At 67.9% G+C, this 20,673-nt stretch carries 16 protein-coding genes and 1 pseudogene; 6 read left to right on the top strand and 11 right to left on the bottom strand.

What is annotated here, in order from left to right; genetic code table 11:
- Positions 1–386: 386 nt before the first annotated feature.
- Positions 387–1,010 (bottom strand): HNH endonuclease family protein, encoded by a 624-nt coding sequence (locus DFJ69_RS30570; protein WP_116025794.1) that lies wholly within the window; start codon positions 1,008–1,010, stop codon positions 387–389.
- Positions 1,011–1,149: 139 nt separating this feature from the next.
- On the opposite strand from DFJ69_RS30570, the pseudogene DFJ69_RS30565 reads away from it, so the two are divergent.
- Together DFJ69_RS30565 and DFJ69_RS30560 are read left to right on the top strand one after the other, a co-directional pair.
- Positions 1,150–2,408 (top strand): annotated as a pseudogene (locus tag DFJ69_RS30565) (transposase); the annotation flags it as partial.
- Between the two features lie 281 nt (positions 2,409–2,689).
- Complete coding sequence (locus DFJ69_RS30560) at positions 2,690–3,391, top strand: hypothetical protein (RefSeq protein WP_147312511.1); 702 nt, start codon at positions 2,690–2,692, stop codon at positions 3,389–3,391.
- 25 nt (positions 3,392–3,416) lie between these two features.
- On the opposite strand, the gene DFJ69_RS30555 is transcribed toward DFJ69_RS30560, so the two are convergent.
- Positions 3,417–4,433, bottom strand: a complete 1,017-nt coding sequence (locus DFJ69_RS30555) for a WD40 repeat domain-containing protein (RefSeq protein WP_170177859.1) — start codon at positions 4,431–4,433, stop codon at positions 3,417–3,419.
- A gap of 539 nt (positions 4,434–4,972) precedes the next feature.
- Here DFJ69_RS30555 and DFJ69_RS30550 point away from each other — a divergent pair.
- Positions 4,973–5,902 carry a tyrosine-type recombinase/integrase gene (locus DFJ69_RS30550; RefSeq protein WP_116025791.1) on the top strand — a complete coding sequence of 310 codons (930 nt, stop codon included), beginning with the start codon at positions 4,973–4,975 and terminating at the stop codon, positions 5,900–5,902.
- Positions 5,903–6,021: 119 nt separating this feature from the next.
- Positions 6,022–6,438 (top strand): hypothetical protein, encoded by a 417-nt coding sequence (locus DFJ69_RS30545; protein WP_116025790.1) that lies wholly within the window; start codon positions 6,022–6,024, stop codon positions 6,436–6,438.
- A gap of 71 nt (positions 6,439–6,509) precedes the next feature.
- On the opposite strand, the gene DFJ69_RS30540 is transcribed toward DFJ69_RS30545, so the two are convergent.
- Positions 6,510–7,253 carry an ATP-dependent DNA ligase gene (locus tag DFJ69_RS30540; RefSeq protein ID WP_281275927.1) on the bottom strand — a complete coding sequence of 248 codons (744 nt, stop codon included), beginning with the start codon at positions 7,251–7,253 and terminating at the stop codon, positions 6,510–6,512.
- 29 nt (positions 7,254–7,282) lie between these two features.
- Between DFJ69_RS30540 and DFJ69_RS30535 the strand changes: the two genes are divergently transcribed.
- On the top strand, positions 7,283–7,537 hold the full coding sequence (locus DFJ69_RS30535; protein ID WP_116025788.1) for a hypothetical protein: 255 nt from the start codon (positions 7,283–7,285) through the stop codon (positions 7,535–7,537).
- Positions 7,538–7,567: 30 nt separating this feature from the next.
- Here the strand turns inward: DFJ69_RS30535 and DFJ69_RS30530 are convergent, their stop codons facing one another.
- Positions 7,568–8,542, bottom strand: a complete 975-nt coding sequence (locus DFJ69_RS30530) for a hypothetical protein (protein WP_147312509.1) — start codon at positions 8,540–8,542, stop codon at positions 7,568–7,570.
- A gap of 354 nt (positions 8,543–8,896) precedes the next feature.
- Here DFJ69_RS30530 and DFJ69_RS34635 point away from each other — a divergent pair, with 354 nt between their 5' ends.
- Positions 8,897–9,061 carry a hypothetical protein gene (locus DFJ69_RS34635; protein WP_170177858.1) on the top strand — a complete coding sequence of 55 codons (165 nt, stop codon included), beginning with the start codon at positions 8,897–8,899 and terminating at the stop codon, positions 9,059–9,061.
- A 191-nt stretch (positions 9,062–9,252) separates the two neighbouring features.
- Here the strand turns inward: DFJ69_RS34635 and DFJ69_RS30525 are convergent, their stop codons facing one another.
- The 7 genes from DFJ69_RS30525 to DFJ69_RS30490 all read right to left on the bottom strand — a co-directional run bounded on the left by DFJ69_RS30525 (position 9,253) and on the right by DFJ69_RS30490 (position 20,351).
- A complete protein-coding gene (locus tag DFJ69_RS30525; RefSeq protein WP_116025786.1) occupies positions 9,253–9,684 on the bottom strand; it encodes a hypothetical protein in 432 nt (143 codons plus the stop codon).
- A 69-nt stretch (positions 9,685–9,753) separates the two neighbouring features.
- Positions 9,754–10,953 carry a pentapeptide repeat-containing protein gene (locus DFJ69_RS30520; protein ID WP_170177857.1) on the bottom strand — a complete coding sequence of 400 codons (1,200 nt, stop codon included), beginning with the start codon at positions 10,951–10,953 and terminating at the stop codon, positions 9,754–9,756.
- Positions 10,954–11,165: 212 nt separating this feature from the next.
- On the bottom strand, positions 11,166–11,714 hold the full coding sequence (locus tag DFJ69_RS30515; protein ID WP_147312508.1) for a hypothetical protein: 549 nt from the start codon (positions 11,712–11,714) through the stop codon (positions 11,166–11,168).
- A gap of 1,789 nt (positions 11,715–13,503) precedes the next feature.
- The gene (locus DFJ69_RS30505; RefSeq protein WP_116025782.1) at positions 13,504–14,712 is read right to left on the bottom strand and encodes a DUF2637 domain-containing protein; all 1,209 of its coding nucleotides are present in this window, start codon (positions 14,710–14,712) and stop codon (positions 13,504–13,506) included.
- Positions 14,713–14,733: 21 nt separating this feature from the next.
- Positions 14,734–16,980, bottom strand: coding sequence for a hypothetical protein (locus tag DFJ69_RS33965; RefSeq protein WP_147312507.1), 2,247 nt, complete (start codon positions 16,978–16,980; stop codon positions 14,734–14,736).
- 530 nt (positions 16,981–17,510) lie between these two features.
- Positions 17,511–18,908, bottom strand: a complete 1,398-nt coding sequence (locus DFJ69_RS30495; RefSeq protein ID WP_116025780.1) for a hypothetical protein — start codon at positions 18,906–18,908, stop codon at positions 17,511–17,513.
- Positions 18,909–19,037: 129 nt separating this feature from the next.
- Positions 19,038–20,351: a hypothetical protein gene (locus DFJ69_RS30490; RefSeq protein WP_116025779.1), complete on the bottom strand. Its 1,314-nt coding sequence runs from the start codon at positions 20,349–20,351 to the stop codon at positions 19,038–19,040.
- Positions 20,352–20,673: the final 322 nt, after the last annotated feature.

The following is a 20,673-nucleotide window of genomic DNA, read 5'->3' as shown; positions in this document are numbered from 1 at the left end:
GTCAGGATCCACCGGTCCTCGGTGGTCCCCCTGTCGGGTCCGTCCATCAGGACAGGCCCTCCCCACCCCGGCGCTTGAGGGCGGCCGGGGATCGGCCCGCGCCAGACGGCGGCCACCTGGCGCCGGCCGCCGATGGACACCGCTGATCGCGGACGATCCGAAACGTAGAGCACTTGGTGCACAGCGTGGAGCGGAACCGGTGAGGTGCGCGTGAAGATGCAAGTGCATCGGTCGCCCTGGTGGGGTTCTCGCAGGTCAACCCCATTCATCACGGAGGAAAGTCGCTTTACTACCGTCCGCAACTTTGGGTGAATTGCCTAGTAACTGACGATTCTTCCGACTGTGGCCCTTCACCTTGCCGGCGGGGTGGCCCCCCCCGGCAGCAGTCAGCAGGTGTCCAGCATTTCGCCCAGTGCGGTCTTCTCCGCCTCATCAGACGCCAGCTGGTACCTGTGCTTCACTTCGATCCATGACCTGGCGTAGGTGCACCAGAACGAGGTGAGCGGCGGCCGCCACTCGGCGGGGTCCTTGTCGCCCTTGGCCTGATTGACGTTGTCGGTCACCGCCCACAACTGGCTCGAGGACAGGTCGTTGGCGAACTCGCGGCGCCGCTCCGTGGTCCAGGTGTCGGCACCCGACTGCCACGATTGGGCGAGGGGGACCATGTGGTCGATGTCGACGTCGGAGGCCGCCGTCCATACGGCTCCGTCGTAGGGGGAGGTCCAGGTGCCGGAGGTGGCGGCGCATGAGGCGTCCGTGACGACGCTCTCGCCGTCACGCTTCAGGACGGTCTCGCGGGTGTTGCAGGTCCCGGAGACGGTGGTCCAGTGCGGGTACTTGTCCCGTGAGTAGCCGGTCAGGGGCCGCTCGGGCGCGGTGGCGATCTCGTCGAGCTGCTGGCGGGCGGTATCGGCGTCCGGCGGCGGAGGTGGAGCCGCCGATCCGGTTATGGCCACGAAGCCGACGACGAGCGCGCCGGCCAACGCGGAGACGGTGGTGCTGCGGTTCACACGACCTCCCAGGACGGTGACGGCCGGAAGCACCAGCGTCGCGCGAATCAGCCTGCGGTGGACGGTGGCGTCGGCAGGTCGGGCCGCGGCGAGACCGGAGAGTCACCGGCCTGCCAGATCGGTTGCCTGAGGCGGAACGGCGATCCGGGACCGGTGGGGCGTCGTCCCGCTGATGGACATGCTCACCGAGACGGCCCTGCGGACGGGCTGCTTGAGCATCGTCACCCCGGCCGGGACGCAGAACCACCTGGACCCGGCGGTGCTGTTCGAACGGCTCCTGCTGCTGATCTACGCCTACGGGACGGGGACCGGGATCCGCGCGGTCGCCGCCGGCGACCACCCGCACACCGAGGACGACCTGCGGTACGCGCGCCGCCGCTACCTGACTGTCGAGGCCTGCCGCGAAGTCGCCCGGGTCGTCGCGAACGCGACCTTCGCCGTCCGGCAGGCGCCCTGTGGGGCGAGGGCACGACCGCGGTCGCCTCGGACTCCACCCACTTCTCCGCCTTCGACCAGAACATCTCCACCGAGTGGCACTCCCGCTACCGGCGCGCGAAACGCGGCGTCTTGATCTACTGGACGGTCGAGGTCGGCGGGGCGATGGCCGTCCACTCCCAGCCCATCAGCTGCTCGGCCTCCGAGGTCCACGCGATGGTCGAAGGTGCGATGCGGCACGGCACCGACATGGAGGTCGAGACCAACTTCGTCGACTCCCACGGCGCCTCGTTCGTCGGGTTCGGGATCACCCGGCCGCTGGACTTCGACCTGGTCGCCCGGTTCAAGCAGATCAACAAGATGAAGCTGTACCTGCCCGGAAAGGGCGAGGACTTCTCCTACCCGCTCCTCGCTGCCGCGCTGACCAGGCCGATCCGGTGGGACATCATCACCAACAACTACGACGTCCTGATGAAGTACGCCACCGCGATCCGGCTGCGCACCGCCACGACCGAAGCCCTGCTGCGCCGGTTCACCTCAGAGACCACCCACCCAGCCTACGCGGCGATGCTGGAGGTCGGCCGCGCCCAGCGCACGATCTTCCTGGCCCGCTGGCTCCGTGATCGCGATCTTCAGCGGGAGACCGAATCGGGCTTGAACGTGGTGGAGAACTACAACGGCGTCAACGACTACATCAAGTTCGGCAAACGCGGCGAACTCGCCTCTAACCGACGCGAAGAACAAGAGCTCGGGATGCTGTGCCTGCACATCCTTCAGTCCGCCCTCGGCCTGATCAATACCCTGATGATCCAGGACACCCTCGCGCTATCTGAGTGGGAGGGCGTCCTCACCGATGCCGACCGGCGTGGCCTCACGCCGCTGTTCCACACCAACATGACCCCGTATGGAGAGCTCCGACTGCGCACCGATCGGCGCCTGGACCTCACCGATCTTCCTGCGGCCCGAGCCGCTCACGGCCCTATATCGCCCATGGTCCGGGCGGGGCACCATGTTGGGGCTCCAGGGACAGTACCGGCGCGGCCGGCCGGCCACAGGGCATGCACTGAGTCTCAGGTATCCATTTCGACCACCAATAGACTGCTATGTGGTGGGATATCTCTGTGGACGAGACCGAATCTGGGCGGGAAGAGGCGTCTCCTGAATCGGAGGCCGACGAGCCAGCAAGCCGCTGGAGTGGGCTGAGGCGGGGTGGCACGTGGTTGGCGGTGACCTTCGGGGCAGCGGTGATCAGTGCGGTGGTCGGGGTGGTGGTGACCATGGGCGGCGACGAGGTGATCGAGGGTCGGTCGCTGCCGGTGGCGATCCGGCTGCATGATGATCCAGCCCAGATACCGGCGTTCTCGGACACGTCGATGAGAATGCTCGTGCCAGCCCGCCCGCAGGCGGCCGTTCCAGTACCGCGCCGTGACATGTGTTCAGGTGGGTTTCGGTCGTGGGCGCTGCGGCTCGGTGGCAGCGACTCGGAAGAAACCAGGGTACGGCTGGATCTGCAGGGACGTTCCACAAAGGGCGTGCTGATCTCGAGTCTGACCGCGCGAATCGTGGCCGTCCACCCATCCCCCGCGGTGGTCGGGGTGGGATGTGATTCCGCCGGTTCCGCGTCACCTCGAGACTTGTCGATCGACTTGGATTCGGCCCGACCGACCGCCCGCTACCTGGTGAAGGGACGCCGGGAGCCGTTCGGATTCACTCTTGCCAAGGCGGAGACCGAAGTCTTCAATATCACCGCCTACACCCGCCGGCCCGTGGTGATCGAATGGCGGCTTCACCTCGATTTGACCGTGGACGGCAAAAGTCGCCCGATCGAGATCGACGATCATGGAAAGCCGTTCCGCACCTCTGCGGCCCCCGCCGAGCGCCAGTACACATGGCAGTATGATGGATGGCACGACCACGAAAAGCCGGTTGCCGACCCATTCGGCTGACCCGTGCGCTACCCCTGGAAAGGGGTCAGCGCAACTCCAGGACTCGGATTCCGAAGTTGTCATGAACGGTACTACGAAACGGTCGTGTGAGCATGATCAGCAGGCCTCGGGAGGTGTACACCAAGGCGCCCCTGCTCCCCCGGTCGGCATGGATCGAATCAGTGACCATCCGGGAATCGATGATCTGGTGGCCGAGTGTCCGACCATCGGCGCTGAAGATTTCGAGTGCGCTCGGTGAACTGGTCCGAGTGTAAGTGTAGCCGAGGTTGACGATCAGACCGGAGGGGAGGTCGAGAAGCGTCCCGACGCCGTATCTACTGCGTAGGGTGGCGACCTCACGGCCGCTGGCCACATCCCATATGATCACCTCGGAGCTGTTGGCGATAAGACGAGCGGTCCTGCCGCCGGGCATGATCTGACTGGCGGGACTGTCCTGGCTGGTGCCATCCCGGCCACGCGTGAAGTCGTAGTTCACCACGGCCGGTCGGGCGGAGCCGTCGGTCCAGGTCGCGACGAACGTCCGCGGCTCAGCTCCGACTCCAAGGAACGTTACGCCGTCGCCGCCGAGCACCACATCGTCAACGATTCCGTGGTCGACCTCAAGCGAAATGACCCGGCGAGTGGACAGATCGTAGACTTTATGACCGTCGCGGTAGATGAGCAGGCGCCTCCCATCGAGGAACTTTAGTGATTCAGCGCCCCAATCCAGACCTCTCGACGACGGATCGGGTGGAATCATGAAGGAGTGGGTCTGGGTGCCGGTACGAAGGTCGGTGACGTGTACGTGATCGCTGGTACTGCTGGCGGCCAGCGTGCCGTCCGGGGAGATCGCCAAGGGTCGCACAACAGAATCAGGATCGTAACCGGGCTGCCGAATGTCGCGGACCTTGCGCAGCGGGTCCAAATCCCACACCACCAGCCGCCCGGACTTCCGCCTGATCACCAGTCGACTTCCGCTCGCCCCCAGCGCCAGAGCTCTTGGAGGATCCCCTGGGTCGTCCAGCGACGCTTTCAACGCCCGTTCCACCTGCCGGGCTTCCAAGCCGTTTCGCAATGTCGGTACAGCCACCGACCGAACTGAAGGAGATGTAAAAGTGTCGGTACCGCCCACCACCGGTGGCTCAGGCTGGGCCTCTCCGCGGCAGCCACCGGCCAGAAGCAGCCCGCCCAGTACTAACACCAGCACCGCCCATCCATGCAATACTCCACCTGATCCCGGCATGGAAACACTCTCCCAATCGCCTGTTCGTCCTGCCGTGGAACGCGAGCGAACCGGCATCGGCCAGCCTTACAGACCCCATTGCGTAACACAAGATTCTGTTAATGGCAGCAGTTTACACGAGCGCGACTACCCTTTGAATGACTCGAAACGGCTGCGGTCGACCATGGCCGCAACCGGACAACCTGCGCACGGCAACTACACCGTGTGAGCGCCAAGTCCGGCGTCCGGCCAATGCAGGCTCCTTAGAATGCTTCTGATATTACTCAATATCAGAAGCATCCCACCGGACCAGCTTCTGATATCGCGGCCTTGGACTACGCTTAGCCCGGCGAAACCACTTCTGATATTGCGAGGTCTATGTGGGGCGGCAGCACCAAGCGGTACCCGAGGCGTTCACCACCGTCCACACCGCCTACGCCGAGTCCCTCGCCCGGGCGCCGCTGGACGGCGACACCCGCCGCGCATACGACTCCCGGGTGCGGACCTTCCTCGCCTGGCTCGACAGGAGCGGCCTGGACGGCGACCCGCTCACCGACCCCCACGACCGCGACTTCGCCGTCCGCGACTACAAGACCCACATGAAGACCGTCCTGCACCGCGCCTCCAACACCGTCAACGCCCACCTCACCGCGCTGGACCACTTCTTCACCCAGCTCGGCCTCGGCCCCGCGGTCGTCCGCCGCGACGACGCCCCCAAGCTCGCACCCCGCGCCCTGGACGCCCGCCAGCAGAAGCGATACCTGCGCGCCGTCGAACGACGCCCCCTCGCCCGCGACCGCGCCATCGGCCGGCTGCTGTTCTACTCCGGCGTCCGGATCGCCGAACTCGTCGCCCTCGACGACAACGACGTCCCGCTGTCGGCGCGCAAGGGAAAAGTCATCATCCGGTCCGGCAAGGGCGAGACCTCCCGCGAGATCCCACTGCTGGACGGCACCGCCCGCGCCTCGGTCACCGAGTGGCGCACCGAACGCGCATCCTGGCCCGGCGCGCCCGACAACCCCGCCCTGCTCATCAACCGACGCGGCGGGCGTCTGTCGACCCGGGCCGTCGACCAGCTCATCGACGAACTCGCCACCGACGCCGACATCGTCGACGACGCGGGCGCCCTCGCCCTGTCCGCTCACATCCTGCGCCACACCCTGGCGACCAACCTCCTGCGCGCGGGCGTCGACATCGTCGTCGTCGCCGAGCTACTCGGCCACGCCCGACTCGACACCACACGCCGGTACACCCTGCCCACCCACGCCGACCTCGAAGACGCCGTCGGATGCCTCCCCACCGATCAGTAGGGCACTGCTGAGCTGGGCGAACTCAATCCCCTGTACCTGGTTGCACGACTCTTACCGACACCCCCCGTTGCATCGTCGCTGTAACCGATAGTGACGCGGCGAGCAGTTACCATCACCGGATGGCGGACATCCGCAACTTTCGGCATGCCTGTTACGCCGCTGCCCGTCGCACGGGTGGCAAGGTGGTCGAGTTCCGCATCGTCGATGGAGTGACGCCCAACTTCCACCAGGGGCTCATCGCTTATCATGATCGAACGATCGCCGTGGTCTGCACGCGCGACTCGACGCTACTGGCCGTCGCAGAGCCACGGACCCTCGAGTCCGTGTCCGGCGTCGGCGAGTCGGGCGCGCTGACGTTCGTCGACGTTCCTGCGCTGGCGGCGGTCCTAGGTGAGTTGCCCGGGTTTCAGGTGCTCACGCCCTCCGAGCTGAATGGCCCACTCGATCCCGCATCCTGGCCTGAGGCCCTGCCAGAGGACATCGAGTACTGGCGGCCCGGCACCCTTGGCGAAGCGCTCTTCAACTACTGGGATTGACGAACCCGACCGGATCCTCGACTCCAGCATCGCCACGTGTTGTGATCAGAGCGCGGCCAGATAACTCCCCGCTAAGTGGCCGCCAGCGGGGAACTTGAACTGGCCACCGACACCCGTGCTGGCCAAGTTCGCGGCAGCGGGGTGCTGCGGGCGACGACCCGCAGCCGCCCGGACCCGGTGTAGCGGCCCAGGATCAGCGTTTCGGGATCGGCGAGGGCGCCGGTGATCCCGCCGATGATCGCCTCGGTGGTGGCGCGGTGCTTGACCTTCTTCCACGATGTGCGCAGGCCGGGCCGGTACGGGTCGTCGGCGCCCTTGACGACCAGGCCCTCGATGCCCAGCGCGAGAAGCGCGTCGAACCACACCCGCGCCTCGGCCGGGTCGTCGGTGTGCGGCGATGCCACCACCAGGGCGGTCGGCGCCGCGGCGCCGAGCAGGTCCTCCAGGACCCGGCGGCGCTCGCGCAGCGGCCGGTCCCGCAGATCGACGCCTCGCGACTCCAACACGTCGAACACCACGAGATGACACGGTTCGGTGCGCCCGAGTTTGGCCCGGCGGCGCCCGGCGACATGGCGGCGCTGCAGGGCGGCGAAGTCCAGGCGGCCGTCCGGGTCCCATCGGACGATCTCGCCGTCCACCACCGTTTCCGGCGGAAGCTGGTCATGGACGGCTAGCGCGATCTCGGGGAACGCGTCGTTGAACCTGGCCAGGCGCCGCGACGCCAGGTGCACCCCGCGATACGCGTCGACCAGGGCCATCGCCCGGAAACCGTCCCACTTCGGCTCGTAGCGACAGCCCCCGCGGCACGAGGACACCGGTGCACATCCGTTCTGCGCTACCGCCGATGGCGGCGCAGAGCATCGACCACATCCCGGAGCCGGCCTGCACCCACAGTCGACACACGCCTGCGCTTGTCATGCCGTCCATCCTCGCGCTCGGGCAGTGGGAACGTGTGCAGAAAATGCAGAAACCCGGGTACTTGGCGACGCGGGCAGTTGAGGCCATCACCGTGCATGGGGGCGCACTGGACCATGTGGTTCATCAGGTGACCGGCCAAGGCGATGACGAACGCGGCGGAAACACTGGTGCTCCGGGTTGAGGGCGTCCCTCAAAGGGTTCCGCAGGTTGCTCAGGGCGACTTCCGCTCCTGTTCCTTCTGTCGAAGTGTGAACTCCTTCAAGCTCGTCGTGAGAGCGTCCCGCTTCAGTCCGTCGTCGAGGAGTTGGAATCGATTGGGCCGGTACCGTACCCGGCCGTGCTCATCGACCTCGGGTAGCGGTGCGAACACGGCGGGGTCGAGGGGCCAGTGACCGCCCGTCGGGCTCATGGGCCGCGCCTCACGGATCAACCCGAGTTCGAGGAGGGTGCGGCAGCCGTCCTCGTAACTGTCACTGCGCAGGTGATAGATCTCCTCGCGTGTTTGCCCGTACAGGAACACGCCGGCCCTGTCGTGACTTTGGGGGTGCCGCCACCGCAGGTGCCGCAGGATGAGCCAGGTGGCGATCTCCGACGGGTGGAGGACCTGAACCCAGCCGTGCAGGAAGAACTCGATCGGGATGCCGATCACTCCGGGCCTCGGGTCCGGCACGGTGTAGTGGTCGGGGGTCGGTACCCCTCCGCGTCCGGACTCGCTCATCAACTCGAAGGCGCCGTAGTCCCGATGCCGCCCGTTCGCCTTGAACGGCACCGTCACCAGGGCCTGCTCCTCCCCCTCCCCCAGTGACCGCAAGGCACCCTGGATCTGCCGGTCCCGGCAGGAGTCCGGGTCCCGCCGCTGTTTGGTCTCCCGCTGGTAGGACCCGGTCTGGCGGTCGTACGCGGTGTCGACGGCGATCAGGTCGCGCCACCCCATGCGCCCGGAGATCGGACGGGTGTTCTTCCACGGCTGCCCGGGCCGCAGACGGCACTGCGCCTCGAAGAGCGCCAACAGGTAGAACCTGAGCGCGACGCCACGCGGATTCAGCAGTCGCACCATGGGTGCCGCGGGTGGCCGGCGCTCGTTCCCCTCGGCCAGCAGGAAGCCCGTCCGCAGCAGAACACGATCCGGCCGCAGCTCGTCCGACTCCTCCCAAACCTCCCGCAAAGCCTTGTTCACCTGGGTCATCTGCTTGTACTGGCCGAGTTCGCCAATGCGCCGGAGTCGGCGCGCCAGAGGCGGCTCGACGGCCGGAGAGTGACCTTCGGGCAAGGCGACCCCGATTCAGATTGACCCCAACGCTTTGACCCGCATATGAGTATCGGGTCCTTATTAGATAAAGACTCGGGTGCGGGTCAAAGCGTTGATCCGCTCGCCTCCGAGGCTACCGGATGAGGCCCAAACTGGGAGGGCGGACAGGGACAGATCCCCCGTCCGCAGAGGCGGCGAGACGACCCGTTACGCGGAAACGCGAACGGCTCCGGAGGCACCCGGAGCCGTCTTCGCCGGCTCTTCACCACTCTGACCAGTAAGGAGACGAGCATGTCCATCGTACGACGGAACCCCGAGCCTTCCGGCGGCGACTCCGAACGGCTGCCGCTGCGTTGGGGAGTGATCCTGCTGGCTGCGCTCGGAGCCGGGGCGACCGCGTTCGCGTTCGGCGCGGCGGGCCTGGTCGTTTCCACTCTCCACAGCGTGCTCGCCTAGCCGGTCCCGGGGTCTCGGCCAGAGACCCGGGAATCATGAACTTCGACCTCCCCTGGTCGGGCCGGTGGCAGCGGTGGGCCGGGGCTGGGGGATGAGCTGCCGCGCGCATGGTCGTCCATGGGCCGGTCCGCCGAACACCCCGCCGGACCCGGAGACGGCGGGCGGACCGGGCGCTCGATGGCGGCCACGGTTCAGCGTTTGACCTGGTTGCGGATGGCGAGGATGGCCAGGCCCAGCAGGATCGGTCCCAGGACGCGGACGGTGATGTTGAGGTAGCGGCCGGGCGTGGTGAGTTCGGCGTCGGGGTTGCGGAAGATGACGGCGTTGACCGTGACCTCGGCGGCCTTCTCCAGGCGCTCGGCCAGGGGTATGACCGGTTCGGACTGCTGGATCGTCAGGTCGATCGCCTGGGGCCCCGTCGGGGTGGCGATGGTCCCGGTGGCCCTCTGCTGTTTGGCGGTCTGCGGGAATCCGAACACGGTCATCCCCGCGATGCTCAGCACGGCGACGAGCAGGACCCAGGCCAGGGCGCGGCGGGCGCGCAGCCCGTACCCGGAGAGGGACCAGTACAGCCATAGCAGTGCCCGGTCGGCGCCCCGGGAGGAGGCGCGGCGCATCTGCATCTCGCCGAAGTAGAAGTCGGCCGCGCCCGGCTCGTTCTTGCCCTCCTCCAGGGCTTTGCGGAGCTGTCGTTAAATCACCTCGATCCTTCGGGGGCCGACCACCTCCACACCTTCGTGGGCGGGCCGCCAGGGGCCGGGGCCGCCGCGGCGGGCGGTACGGCGCTGGGCCTGCCAATGGTGCTCTTCGACCAGGACCCGCCGCCGTCTCCCCGGGCTGGTGGCAAAGGCGCAGTCGCCGTCCAAGTGGATCTGGTCCGCCCGGTGCAGCCCGGCGAACAGGCATTCGCTCAGGTCCACGTCCGTCAACGTCACAGACTCCGCGTCCACCCCCCGCAACGGGGTCACCACCACCCCGCCCGAGCCGTCCAGATCCGGGGTGCCGGGGATCGGCCTGGACAGGGCGTGCACGCTAAGCGGCCCTGCGCACACCAGTCCGGTCGCGCCCACCCGCGCCGAACGCAGCCGCAGAACCACCCGACCCGACGACCGCAGCCCCCGGGCCGACACCCGACCGGCCGCCGCCTCCACCATCACCTCCCCCTCGGCCACCGCCCCGTCCAACGACAAGACTCCGACAACACGACATGACGCCCACGTCGCATCGCCCGCGAACCTCGCCCAGACGAAGGCAGCGTTCCTGGCGAACGACGTCTTTGCGAAGTAGGCGTACCCGGAGAACGCCGCCCCACGGAAGCCGGCGCCTCCTGCGAACGACACACGCTCGAAGTCTGCGTCTGCGGAGAACGACGCCATGTCGAAGTCGGCGTCCCCGGAGAACAACGTCCCTCCGAAGTGCGCGCCCCCGGAGAACGACGCCGCGTTGAACCTGGCGTTCCCGGCGAATGACGCCTCACGGAAGTCTGCGTCCCCGGAGAACGCCGCCTCACCGAAGTCCGTGTCTCCGGGGAACGACACCCCCTCGAAGTCGGCGTCCCCGGAGAACGCCGCCCCACGGAAGTCGACGTCTCCTGCGAACGACACCAGGCTGAAGTCGACGCCTCCGGCGAACGACGCCCTGCCGATTCGGGCATCGCCGAAGAGAGGGAGGCCGTCGGCATGGGGGCCACGAACGGCGTCGAAGAGCCGGTCCAAGAGATCCTCGGTGAAGGGCACCCCGCTCATGTCGACGGCCGCGCCGGGAGCCAGGCCGGACAGGAACGCCTCACCGGCCGGCTCACCGGCGTGAGCGAGGCACCGATCGAGGCCGGGCAGGCGGGCCCCCCAGCATGCCGAGCCATCGGCCCCGCGCCCGCCGCAGAACCCATTCACGATCCGGATGGTCATGAGCCGTGCCCGCCTTCCACCGTGCGCGTTGACGTGGATTGGATCGACCACACACCTCCCACGTTCCGCGCACCACGATGACGGACCGCCCGCCACCCATGGCCGTCCACCGTCGGGCCGCATCGATGACCGGCCGCGTGGTGGTGACTTCTAACCTCCTGGCAGCGCTACACCTTCGGGTGGGTTGCCATGGTCATCTACCGGGATGCCGGAAGGCGGCATGCCCCACCCTCGGGAACGGCTGAAATCCACTGCGCCGCCGGAGAACACCGCCGCGTCGAAGGGCACCTCGCCGCCGAAGAACGCCGCGTCCCAGAAGTTGACTGCGCCGCCGGAGAACGTCGTCTTCCCGAAGTGGACCGTGCCGCCGGTGAACTCTGCCGCGACTCGAACGTCTTGCGCTGGGCCTCTTCGGCGATCTCGGCGGCGCGGTGCGCGGCCTGGACGCTCTCATGGGCGCCTTGGGCCGTGCGACGCGCGGAGGCGGCGGTGGCGGCGGTGTAGTAGATCGCCACCGCCGCGAGAAGCCCGGTGTCCACCGCGGTGATCCGGGCCCGGGCGTTGTCCAGGACCTCCTGACGTTCCTTGCCCGAGGGGGCGCCCTTGCCCTCCAGGTCGACCCCGTCAACGTGCTCGACCCACCAGGCGGTGGCGGGCCACAGCAGCACGACCAGCACCAGCAGCAGGCACACGATCGCGGCCGCACCGGCCGCCCACCGCACCCACCGTCGACCCCGCCAGGACACCGTCGCCGGACCTGGGACCGAGGCAGGCGACCCCTTCGGCAGGCTCATGCCCCGTCAGACGCAGAACGACCGGAGCCGGATCACGGTCCCAGCCCACCAGCTTTCCCATCCGCCCACCACTGGTCCCGGGTCAGCTACCGCCGCTCACCCTCTGACCGCGACGGCCGGATTCGCCGACCGCCCGCCGCCACTCCCCGGCCGCCGGGGTCTCCGCGACCACCAGCAGCGTGTCTCGTCGGTGATCAGGCGGCCTTGTCCAAGGCACCGGTGTGGGCGAGTGCGGCGTCGATCCACTGGACGAACTTCAAGGACCGGACCGTCGGTCCGCCGTGACATTCACTCACCGGGCGACGCGGGGCGCGACCGCGGTGTGTCCCGGGTTCCACAGCCCGGACCACGGGAGTTGGCCCGTACCGCCGAGGAGTCGGAAGAAGGACCGCCACCATCGCCACCCGCTGACGCGGCCGCCCGGCTGTACAACGCACCGGGCAGGGAGTTCGACTTTCGTCGATCTGGCCGGATGAGGCCACGGCGCCCAGCCGGCCTCTGACGACGGTATTTGCCGTGGTGAGTCCACCTGTCAGACGACGTGGTGTGCAGTTGGGGATCGATCGGTGAGCGTGCGGGGAAGATCTCGCGATCCTTCGGCGCGATCGTCCGTCTATGTTCCGTCCTTTGACTCCACCGGAACGGATCGTTCTCAGCATCCGCTTCTGGTGTCCGTTCGCCGAGGTCGGGGGGATCTGCCCGGTGGTGACGCACACAAGCCTGCGCGCAGCAGGAGACGAAGGACGCCCCCAGCCCGACTGCGGCACGGGGACGGTGGCCGTGGGCACCGCAGCCTGCCATCGACGAGCAGGAAGCCATGGGTGACGATGAGCGGCATCCATCTGGAGGAGACAGTGAGAGAAGAGGCGTAGAACGCATGATTCGGCAGCCTGATGCAGCCGACCCACAACGCCGTGGGCGCGGAACTGATGCCGAACGCCGCCGTGACGGGTTGCTGGCCCTGCTCGCTGAGCTTGAGCACATGGGGACCGAACCTCGCCTCGAGCTCGTGGTGTCGGGCGTCCGTGTGTTGTGCATCGGCGCGGGGTCGACCTTCGCCTTCGTCAGCGAAGACGGCCAGGTGTTGGGCCCCACCAGCGAGGTGCACGCGGTCGCCGATGTACTCGTGACCGACACTCGTAGACCATGAACATGGCGTTAGCCCGCCACCGGATCCGGCTCGCGGACACGGGCCGTGATCGCCGTCGCGGCCGCGGCCGCGGGTGATCATGCCGGCCGGCCTCTGGTCACCTTGAAAGGCCGGGATGGAGTCCTCGCCTGTGCCGCGTTCCGCCGGCTTCGGATGCCACCATGGGTCACATTCGCCCGCGACGGTGACACTGCCCGCGTCGAACGTGATCGTCGACGTGGCCGAGGACGAGCCGCCGCGTCGGCGTTCTGAACGTCGACACATGTGCCGATCCGGCGATTCATCACGGTCGCGGCGACGGGAACCGGTACTCGGTGGCATGGTCGCATGGACGGGCTGTGTCCGGCGGTCCGTCTCTACGAGCCGACTTGCATCAGCCGATTCCACTGAGATGTCGTCCAATCTCGAGCGGCTGGCGGCAAGCCGGGTGATCGACTCGGCGGCCGGCCGCTGCACACGCGGCACACGCCGGAGCGCCGCCGTCTATCGCCGTCGATCATCGTGCACTTGGCCGTGGTGGTCGCCGACCGACCGCACCACTTTCCACAATGAGGCAGATATGGGCTGCTCGACGGCGCGGGCTGAGACCATTCAGCGTCTCAGGGGCGGGTCGACCTGGCCGGACAGCCAGGCCAGACGTCCATTGGCGATGGAATGCCCCTCTTCACGAAGTCTCCTGCCCAACTCGGACTGGGTCAGGGAAATCCCCTGGCTGCGGCACACCGCGATGATGTTCTGTGCGGCTTTCACCAGGGCCGCGTCCCGCTCGTCCGGCGCGCGACCCTCGGGCGCGCCACCTCTCGCCGGGACCGAGCGCCGGCGGGTCTGCGCCGCACCCGGCCGCGACGATCTGTCATGTCGGCCCGCAACGGCGGCCCTCGCCGGTGGCGACGTGGCGGGCATGGACATGGTGTCGCCTGCGGCGGCGTTCCCTTCCTGCGGATGGAAGACATCACCGGCGGCCCGGCCCGCGGTGGACGCCCGGCCGGTGTCCGATCTCTTCGCCAAGGGCGGGTCCGTGCCAGGGCCGCGGGCCGCGTCGCTTCCCGGATGCTGCGCGGCGGGACGCTGAACGTTCGCTGTGATCTGGGCCGGGTGAAGCCGCAGCGCCAACCGTTCACGAAGCGGCGCCTTCCAATGCCATCGCCACCGCCCGTAACTTTCCTGCAGGCGGCAGACCGTCTGTAGCCGCTCGTACTCCAGGCGCAACCCATCCTGGTAGGTGGTGATGTGCCACAGCACCATCCGACGGTGGAGCGCCCAACTCGACCAGGGGGCGAGCACTCGACGTGACATCGGAATCCCTTCGATCCGGAGCCGGCCGGTCAAGCCCGCGCTGCGCCGAAGGAGATGACGGATTCCCTCGATGGTCACAATGAACAGCGTCGGCATCGCCGCGTGGATGACGACCGCTGCGTCTTCACCGCGCGCAGCCGTGACGTTGAGGTAGATGGTCGCGCCGATGAAGGTCCACGCCACCCACCGCAGCACCGGCCAAGCGATGTTCAGGTACTCCATCAGCAGGTCCCAGGCCAACAACGCGATGATTCCCACGTCGATGCCCACGGGGACGACCCAGGCCCATCCCCCGAACCATGGCCGAGCCACGTCGCGGACCGTGTGGAACGACGCCACGCCGCCCAGGACGGCCAGGGCCGTGACCAAGGGTGCCTCGACGAGGATGGCGACGCGCACACTCACCGGCCACGAACTCGGAGGTTCGATCCCGTCGCCGGCGATCTGACCGTCCGCGCTCGCCCGCGCGTTCCCGATGGTCTGTGGGCGGTCCGTGCCGTTCATGTCGTGGCCCCCGTGTCCGTTCTAGCGTGGTGGGCGGTTGCCGGTGGGGTGGGCGCCCTGCGAGGAGAGCGGCTGACTGCGTGGAGGCGTCGGTCGCGCCGCGGTCGCCTGTTTTCTGAAGGGGAACCTGGGGAGAGAGCGCGGGGGCTCGGGCTGCGGCGCGGTCCGTGGGCCGGGGCTGCTCACGGGGGCGTCCAGATTCGCAAGGTCGGCCGCTGTGGTCGCGCCGGGCGGTCGCCCTCGTCCCGCGACCAAGACATCTTCCCGGGGCCGTGCCGGTGGCTCGTTCGGCGACGATGAGGTCCCGGGGGCGGCGCCCGGCGGCGACGGTGACGGAACCGGTGTGGGGGGACCCTGCGCTGGACGTGGGCCGGGCTGCGGGCCTGGATCACTGGGGGGTGGCCCGAGGCGGTCGGGTGTGAAGTCCCTCAGAGGCGTCACCGTGGTGATGCCGTCGTAGCGCCCGAGGGGCATAGGGGCCGTGCCGGTCGGTAGCCATCCGCGTAGATCATCCAGGGTTTCCGCGACGCAGTGGTGTACGAGGCGTAGGGCATGCCAGACCTCGGAGTCACGGCCGTGGGTCACCTCGGCGGCGCGGGTCTGTTCGGCGCACATGGCTTCGAGTTCTTCCCAGATCTCCTCGATGAGGTCTTCGGCCCGCCGTTGCACGACCTGGGCGGCCTCCACCGCCAGCCGGCCGACGTGGCGTCGGGGACCCTTGCCCGCCTCGTCGATGAGAGCGCTGAGGTTCGCGGCGTCCGTTGTCAAGCTCGCCATCTCGCCGACCCTCTCCAGGATGATCCGGCGTCCTGTGTCCACGAGGGGATGTGCTCCCTGCCGGCTCACCAGCCCGAGGGCCCGCTGCAGCCTGGCCACCCCGGTCGTCACCTTCGTGCTCAGGTCTGGGATAGCGGGGAACCGCACGTCCGGTGACGGGCCGTCGATTCCGGTGAGATCAGGCACGGGCGGGTTTCGCTGACTCCCTGGAGGTGTCTCCAGGAGCCGCATGCGCGTTTGTGCGGTGGCGTTCCTGATGTCATCCGGGTTGTTCAAAGTGATGTGCGACGGCAGTGTCCCGAGCATCCGCTCCGCGTAATCGCCGGTGAAGCGATAGAGCCGCCGCAAGGTACGACGCCACGGCGGGGGACGGCGATTCGTTCCAGCATTCTTGCGGAGAAGTCTGTGCGTGAGGGCGCGTATGCCATGGGAGGCGCGTGCCTTGATGGTTCGCCAGCGTCCTGTTTCCCTGATCTCGGCTGACAGCTCTGCGCCATACCTGCGCGCCGCGCCGCGCATGACGCCGCCCACCGCGACGGTGGCCCTCCAGATCGCCTTGATTCCCTGCCATTCAGGACTGCCGCGGTCTTCTCCGATGATGCGGGCGGCCTGGGCGAGTGGCTCCCACAAAGGTAGGAGGTCCCGTGGCATGTCCGATGCGGGGATGGACCTCATTGGAATCTCGCCGCGTGGTGGAGGCCTGCCATCGAGGGCGTTTCGGTAGGTTCTGTTGAACAGCGCGTAGCTCGCCTCGATGGCGTCACGTGGTGTGCCGGATCGGGTCGCAGAGTGCGCGTTCGGTGACGAGGTGACCGCGGTGGTGGGCGACGCCGGGGCCGTGGCATGGCGGGGCCTCGGGTGCGAGGCCGGGGCGGCGTCGTCGTTGCCGTTCCACTGCCCTGACGGCTGTCTGGGCACCTGTGAGACGGCGTTGACCGTTTGACCGCCGGCGCGGTTGTCGGTCCTCGGGCCGATCGGCTCCTCGAACGCTGCGGCGGTGTCGTTGGACGGCGTCATAGGGTCGGAGACGCCATTTCGACTTCGGGGATCGGGGTGCTGCCGCGGCGGCTGCGCAATCGGCGGAAAAGCGTGTGCTTCGGTCAGTTTGGCCAGGATGTGGACCGGGTTGGGGTGGTCGAGGTCGTCTTGGTCGATGATGAAGAGCGCGACCGTTGCAGACTGCACTGTCGCCAGGAGTTCGCCGTGCGCAAGGTGGAAAGCGAGGCTCAGGGCGTCCCCGTTCAATCTGAACTCGATACTTTGTCGTTGGACCACGTGATCCAGCCAGCCTCGCTCCGCCATTTGCCAGCTGGCTCGAAGTATCCTTCGCAGAGCCTCTTCGGCCTCGATCTCGGTGGTGTATGCAGAGCCGAGGAGTACGATGACGGGATCGGTGTCGCTCGAGTCGACGTTCGAATTCTCAGCGATCGACGCCGCCTCATGCGGCACGGGGGCGATGCCGTTCACTTCATCGCTCGGTGTGACGGACATTCGATCTCCCGGTGCTCATGCGATGTATTGAACCTTGCGGTGCAGCCGATCCGCCGGCTATGGAGCCGCCTCGATGTATTCGTGCGGCCGGGGCGGAAGGCTGTCGAGTTCCGAGGCCAGGTCGTGATTCACGGGGACTACCCCGTCGTGGGCCCTTCGAGGAGGCCACTGGCGTCGGCCGCCACCCGAGCATGCCTGCACTTCCATAGTGCGCCGCAGTTTCGGGAACGTCTACGCCGGACTCGGGCGGCGTCGCGGGGGTGGGCGTGAGGCACCCGGCGGTCCGGCAAGGGTTGTCGCCCGGCCCCCGGGCGGTGACGGGCGCTGTCTCGGCGCGCCGTACGCCGCAGGCAGGTCGGAAGGCCCAGGGACCGTTCGGTGGTGATGAGAGCCAGCCCTCTTCGCCGTCCACGGTCATCTCCGCGTCCGAACGGGACGCGCTCCGGCGCGCCTTCGTCTCCAGGCGTACTCACGCCGGCGTTGTCGTCGGCCGGGTGCGGCTCGCACGTTGGGGGCATCGCGTCCGTGGTTCAAGTGCGCCCTGGTCCGGGTCTGTGCCGGCGGGAGTCCGGAGGCGAGGCGGGTGACACGTCCCGTTGAGGATTGGCTGAAGCGGGGCGTGTCCTCACGGCGTCGCCGACCGGCCCGGGGAAGTCGACCCCCCGGTCTCGAGAGGACGGTGCCACCGCGCCGGAGTCGGGGTAGCGGCGGTGCAGTTCTCCCAGGTAGGGCGCGGTGTCCAGCGCGGTCTCGACCCATGCTCGTACGGCTTTGACGGTGGGCTGGAGCTCCTCGAGCAGTTTTTCGCCGGGAAGGCCGCACCATCCGCTGAGGGAGGACACCAAAATGGCCTGATCGTCGCCCGGACCCGCCTGTATGCCGGTGTCGCCGCGAGGTCCGATGATCTCCCGGGTCGCGGTCAGTTCCACCAGGCGGCGAAAGGCTTCCACGGGGTTGCCGACCCGTCCGAGCGGCAACGTGATCGTCGGAAACGACATGGCCGGGCGTGGGAGGGTGTCGCCGATATCGACCGCTTGTTGCCTGGTGGGATGCCAGATGGCCAGCAGCGGGCGGTTCCCTTCGAGGACCGAGGTGACCAGCCCCGTCAGCGTCTGCCGCTCGGAGGTACCGGTCCTGGTGACGGCGATGGTGTCTCCCACGCAGACGGCATCGTTGATCGGGCCTGTGAACGCTGCACGGTCCGCCGACGCATCCCTGGAGAGGGCACCGAACGGTCGCAGAGGTGGGGTGAGTTCGCTGACGATGGCGGCCGCGTCGATTTCCGTCGGTGATCCTCGGGCGATCTGCGCACCGGCCTGCAGGAGCCGACCGAAGGGGTTGGGGCGGCCGAGACCTGAGGTGTCCTCCCAGGTCGCCGCTGCGCCCGCGCATGCGTCGATGAAGCCTCGCAGCGTGTCCGGGGTGGCTTGATACATCCACTGGATCACGGCGTCATCGCGCCACTGACCGCCGAGGTCCGGCGAGTTGGCCACGGCGATGAATTGCAGTGCACCCATCCGATAGTGCTCGCTCGGTCGGCGGTGACCGCGGGCCGCCAGGCAGGCGTCCAAGGCGACGGCCCGTGCGAGCAGGGAACGAGGTTCTTTCTGTTGTGGAGTGGGGGACGCCGTGTCGGCGAACGTGGCGATATCTTGGATGAGGTGAATGACGAGCCGATCCAGTTGTTCGGTGTCCGCGGCAATCGACTGAATCACGGCTTGCCGCACGGCTTCGCGGTCCGGTGTGACCCACTCGGACAGCATCCTCCGCCAAAACGGGGACCGGTGAGGGCGTACGGAGAACCCGGCGTGCTCGTGAATCGCGACGATGGCGCCGATGATCGAGCTATCCATCGCCGATCCGCTCAATGCCGCGTCGTCGAGGCGCCCAGTCGCAGGCGTTCGCCGCGTCCCCTCCGCGACGGCCACGAGCGCCTCTTCGCGACGCCACGGTCCCTCGCCCCGAACACCGCGTGGTCATTTGGTCTTGCGCGGTGGACGGCCACCGTCCGACGGGTGCGATCCGCATGTCCTCATGCTCCTTCCGCGTCGCTTTCGTCATCGGCTCTTGCGGGCCGATGGCGGTCCCCCGGGCCCTCGGCGAGGCGAACTCTTACGCCGATGGCCACGTTCACCCGGCGGGCGCAGTTGAAGGAGATCGCACGATGGGTGACGCGCCCCGAAGTCCATGCGTGTGGTCCGCGGCGTTTCCGCCTGCGCCGCCGTGCCGTTCACCAAGAACGGGAGGTAGATTTTCGAGAGGTTCGGGGTGGCGCGAGCTATTTCCCGAGCCCGCCTCCCGGTGCGACGCAGAAAATGCGCGGCGAGATCGCGGGGGTTGTGCCCCGTCCACGTGGAGAGACTGTCGATCAGCGATTGCATGTCCTCATCGCGTATCTGCTTGAGCCTCCATGTGGGGGCGACCACGTCCTGGAGCTGCATGGCGACGAACAGGGCGAACGCGGTCTCTTCGGCCTCCAGCGGGCAGGTGATGTCCCGTTGGTGGAGTTCGAGGCGGGTGAACCGTTCCGTCGGTCGGACCTGCGGGGCCGGGACGTCGGCGGCCGATGGATGGCCGAAGAACGACACGCGGTACATGGGTTCGCTGTGACGGGCGAAGGCCGCAATCGCCGATGTGGGCGTGGCGGAAACCACGCCCTTTCCTCGACCGGGAACGAACACCGTGCCACCGATCGGCGATGACGGGTCGACTGAACGGTTTTCGTGGTCATCGCCCGCGGCGGAGAGGGGAAGGATCTTCGCCAAGGTAGAGGTGGCGTGCCGTTCAATGAACGCGAACGTCGAGACCTCCGACGTGCCTTCGGCCAGCATCCGCCTTTCGATCGCGACGGTGACGCCGAGTTCCAACGCCGGCCGGAAGGGGTTGACTCGACTGACCCCCCTCTCGGCGTCCTCGGTTTGATGGCGCAGGGCTGTGTACGATCGCGCGTCGAGGAAACCTCTCAAAGCCGCCGGGGTGAAGTCGCGAAGCACCCAGATCTCTTCGTCGAACGGCATCGTGCATGCCGGCGGGGGTAGGACGGCGTCGGCGGTGTCCCAGCCGTGCAGATAGCCGGGGCCGATGACGTGACCGCTGACTTCGGTGACCGCCTCCACGGCCATGGCGCGTGCCAGCACCTGAGAGTCGGTGAAGTGGCCGGTGACGGTCCGGCGCCTGAGATCTTCGACGGTGTACAGGATCTCGCGGTCCAGCGCATCCGGATGGGCGCCGAGCAGCCTGATCAACTCCAGCCACAAGGTGGTTCCGTCGGGCGCCACATCGGTCCAACCCGACAACTGGAGATCGGGCGGCGGGAGTTGAACACGCTCGTAGAGGTCGTGTACGGCACGAGCCGGCGCTGGCTGGGTCATGCTGCCTCATTTCCGGAGGGATGGTGGTGGGGAGCCGGGTCCGATCGCGCGCCGACCACGCCGACGGGCTCAACCCTGTGGGGGCGGGTCTTCGCCGCAGGGACACCGGGGGCGGCACGCGGTCTGCCACTGCCGAAACGAGCGAGGGCCCTGGCGGCGTCGAAACTTGGGGATGCGGTTGGCGGGGATGCCGACCGGTGACGGGCCGAGTACCGCGAGGGTTCGGGCGTCGGGAAGGCGGGCTGCGAGGGCCGGCAACGTCCACTGCCAAACACCGATCCGCCGCAGCTCGGAGTTCCGACGGAGGAGACGACGCGGCTTG

It is taken from the genome of Thermomonospora umbrina (genome assembly GCF_003386555.1).
Classification (GTDB): domain Bacteria; phylum Actinomycetota; class Actinomycetes; order Streptosporangiales; family Streptosporangiaceae; genus Thermomonospora; species Thermomonospora umbrina.
This window is presented reverse-complemented; position numbering and strand designations above follow the sequence as displayed.

What these genes read in the sequence shown, in the direction of transcription:
- DFJ69_RS30545 (WP_116025790.1), top strand. Translation starts at nt 6,022, where the DNA reads ATGGCGGACATCCGCAACTTTCGGCATGCCTGTTACGCCGCTGCCCGT.
- DFJ69_RS30535 (WP_116025788.1), top strand. Translation starts at nt 7,283, where the DNA reads ATGGCGGCGCAGAGCATCGACCACATCCCGGAGCCGGCCTGCACCCAC.
- DFJ69_RS30530 (WP_147312509.1), bottom strand. Translation starts at nt 8,542, where the DNA reads ATGACCCAGGTGAACAAGGCTTTGCGGGAGGTTTGGGAGGAGTCGGAC.
- DFJ69_RS34635 (WP_170177858.1), top strand. Translation starts at nt 8,897, where the DNA reads ATGTCCATCGTACGACGGAACCCCGAGCCTTCCGGCGGCGACTCCGAA.
- DFJ69_RS30525 (WP_116025786.1), bottom strand. Translation starts at nt 9,684, where the DNA reads ATGCAGATGCGCCGCGCCTCCTCCCGGGGCGCCGACCGGGCACTGCTA.
- DFJ69_RS30505 (WP_116025782.1), bottom strand. Translation starts at nt 14,712, where the DNA reads ATGAACGGCACGGACCGCCCACAGACCATCGGGAACGCGCGGGCGAGC.
- DFJ69_RS33965 (WP_147312507.1), bottom strand. Translation starts at nt 16,980, where the DNA reads ATGTCCGTCACACCGAGCGATGAAGTGAACGGCATCGCCCCCGTGCCG.
- DFJ69_RS30490 (WP_116025779.1), bottom strand. Translation starts at nt 20,351, where the DNA reads ATGACCCAGCCAGCGCCGGCTCGTGCCGTACACGACCTCTACGAGCGT.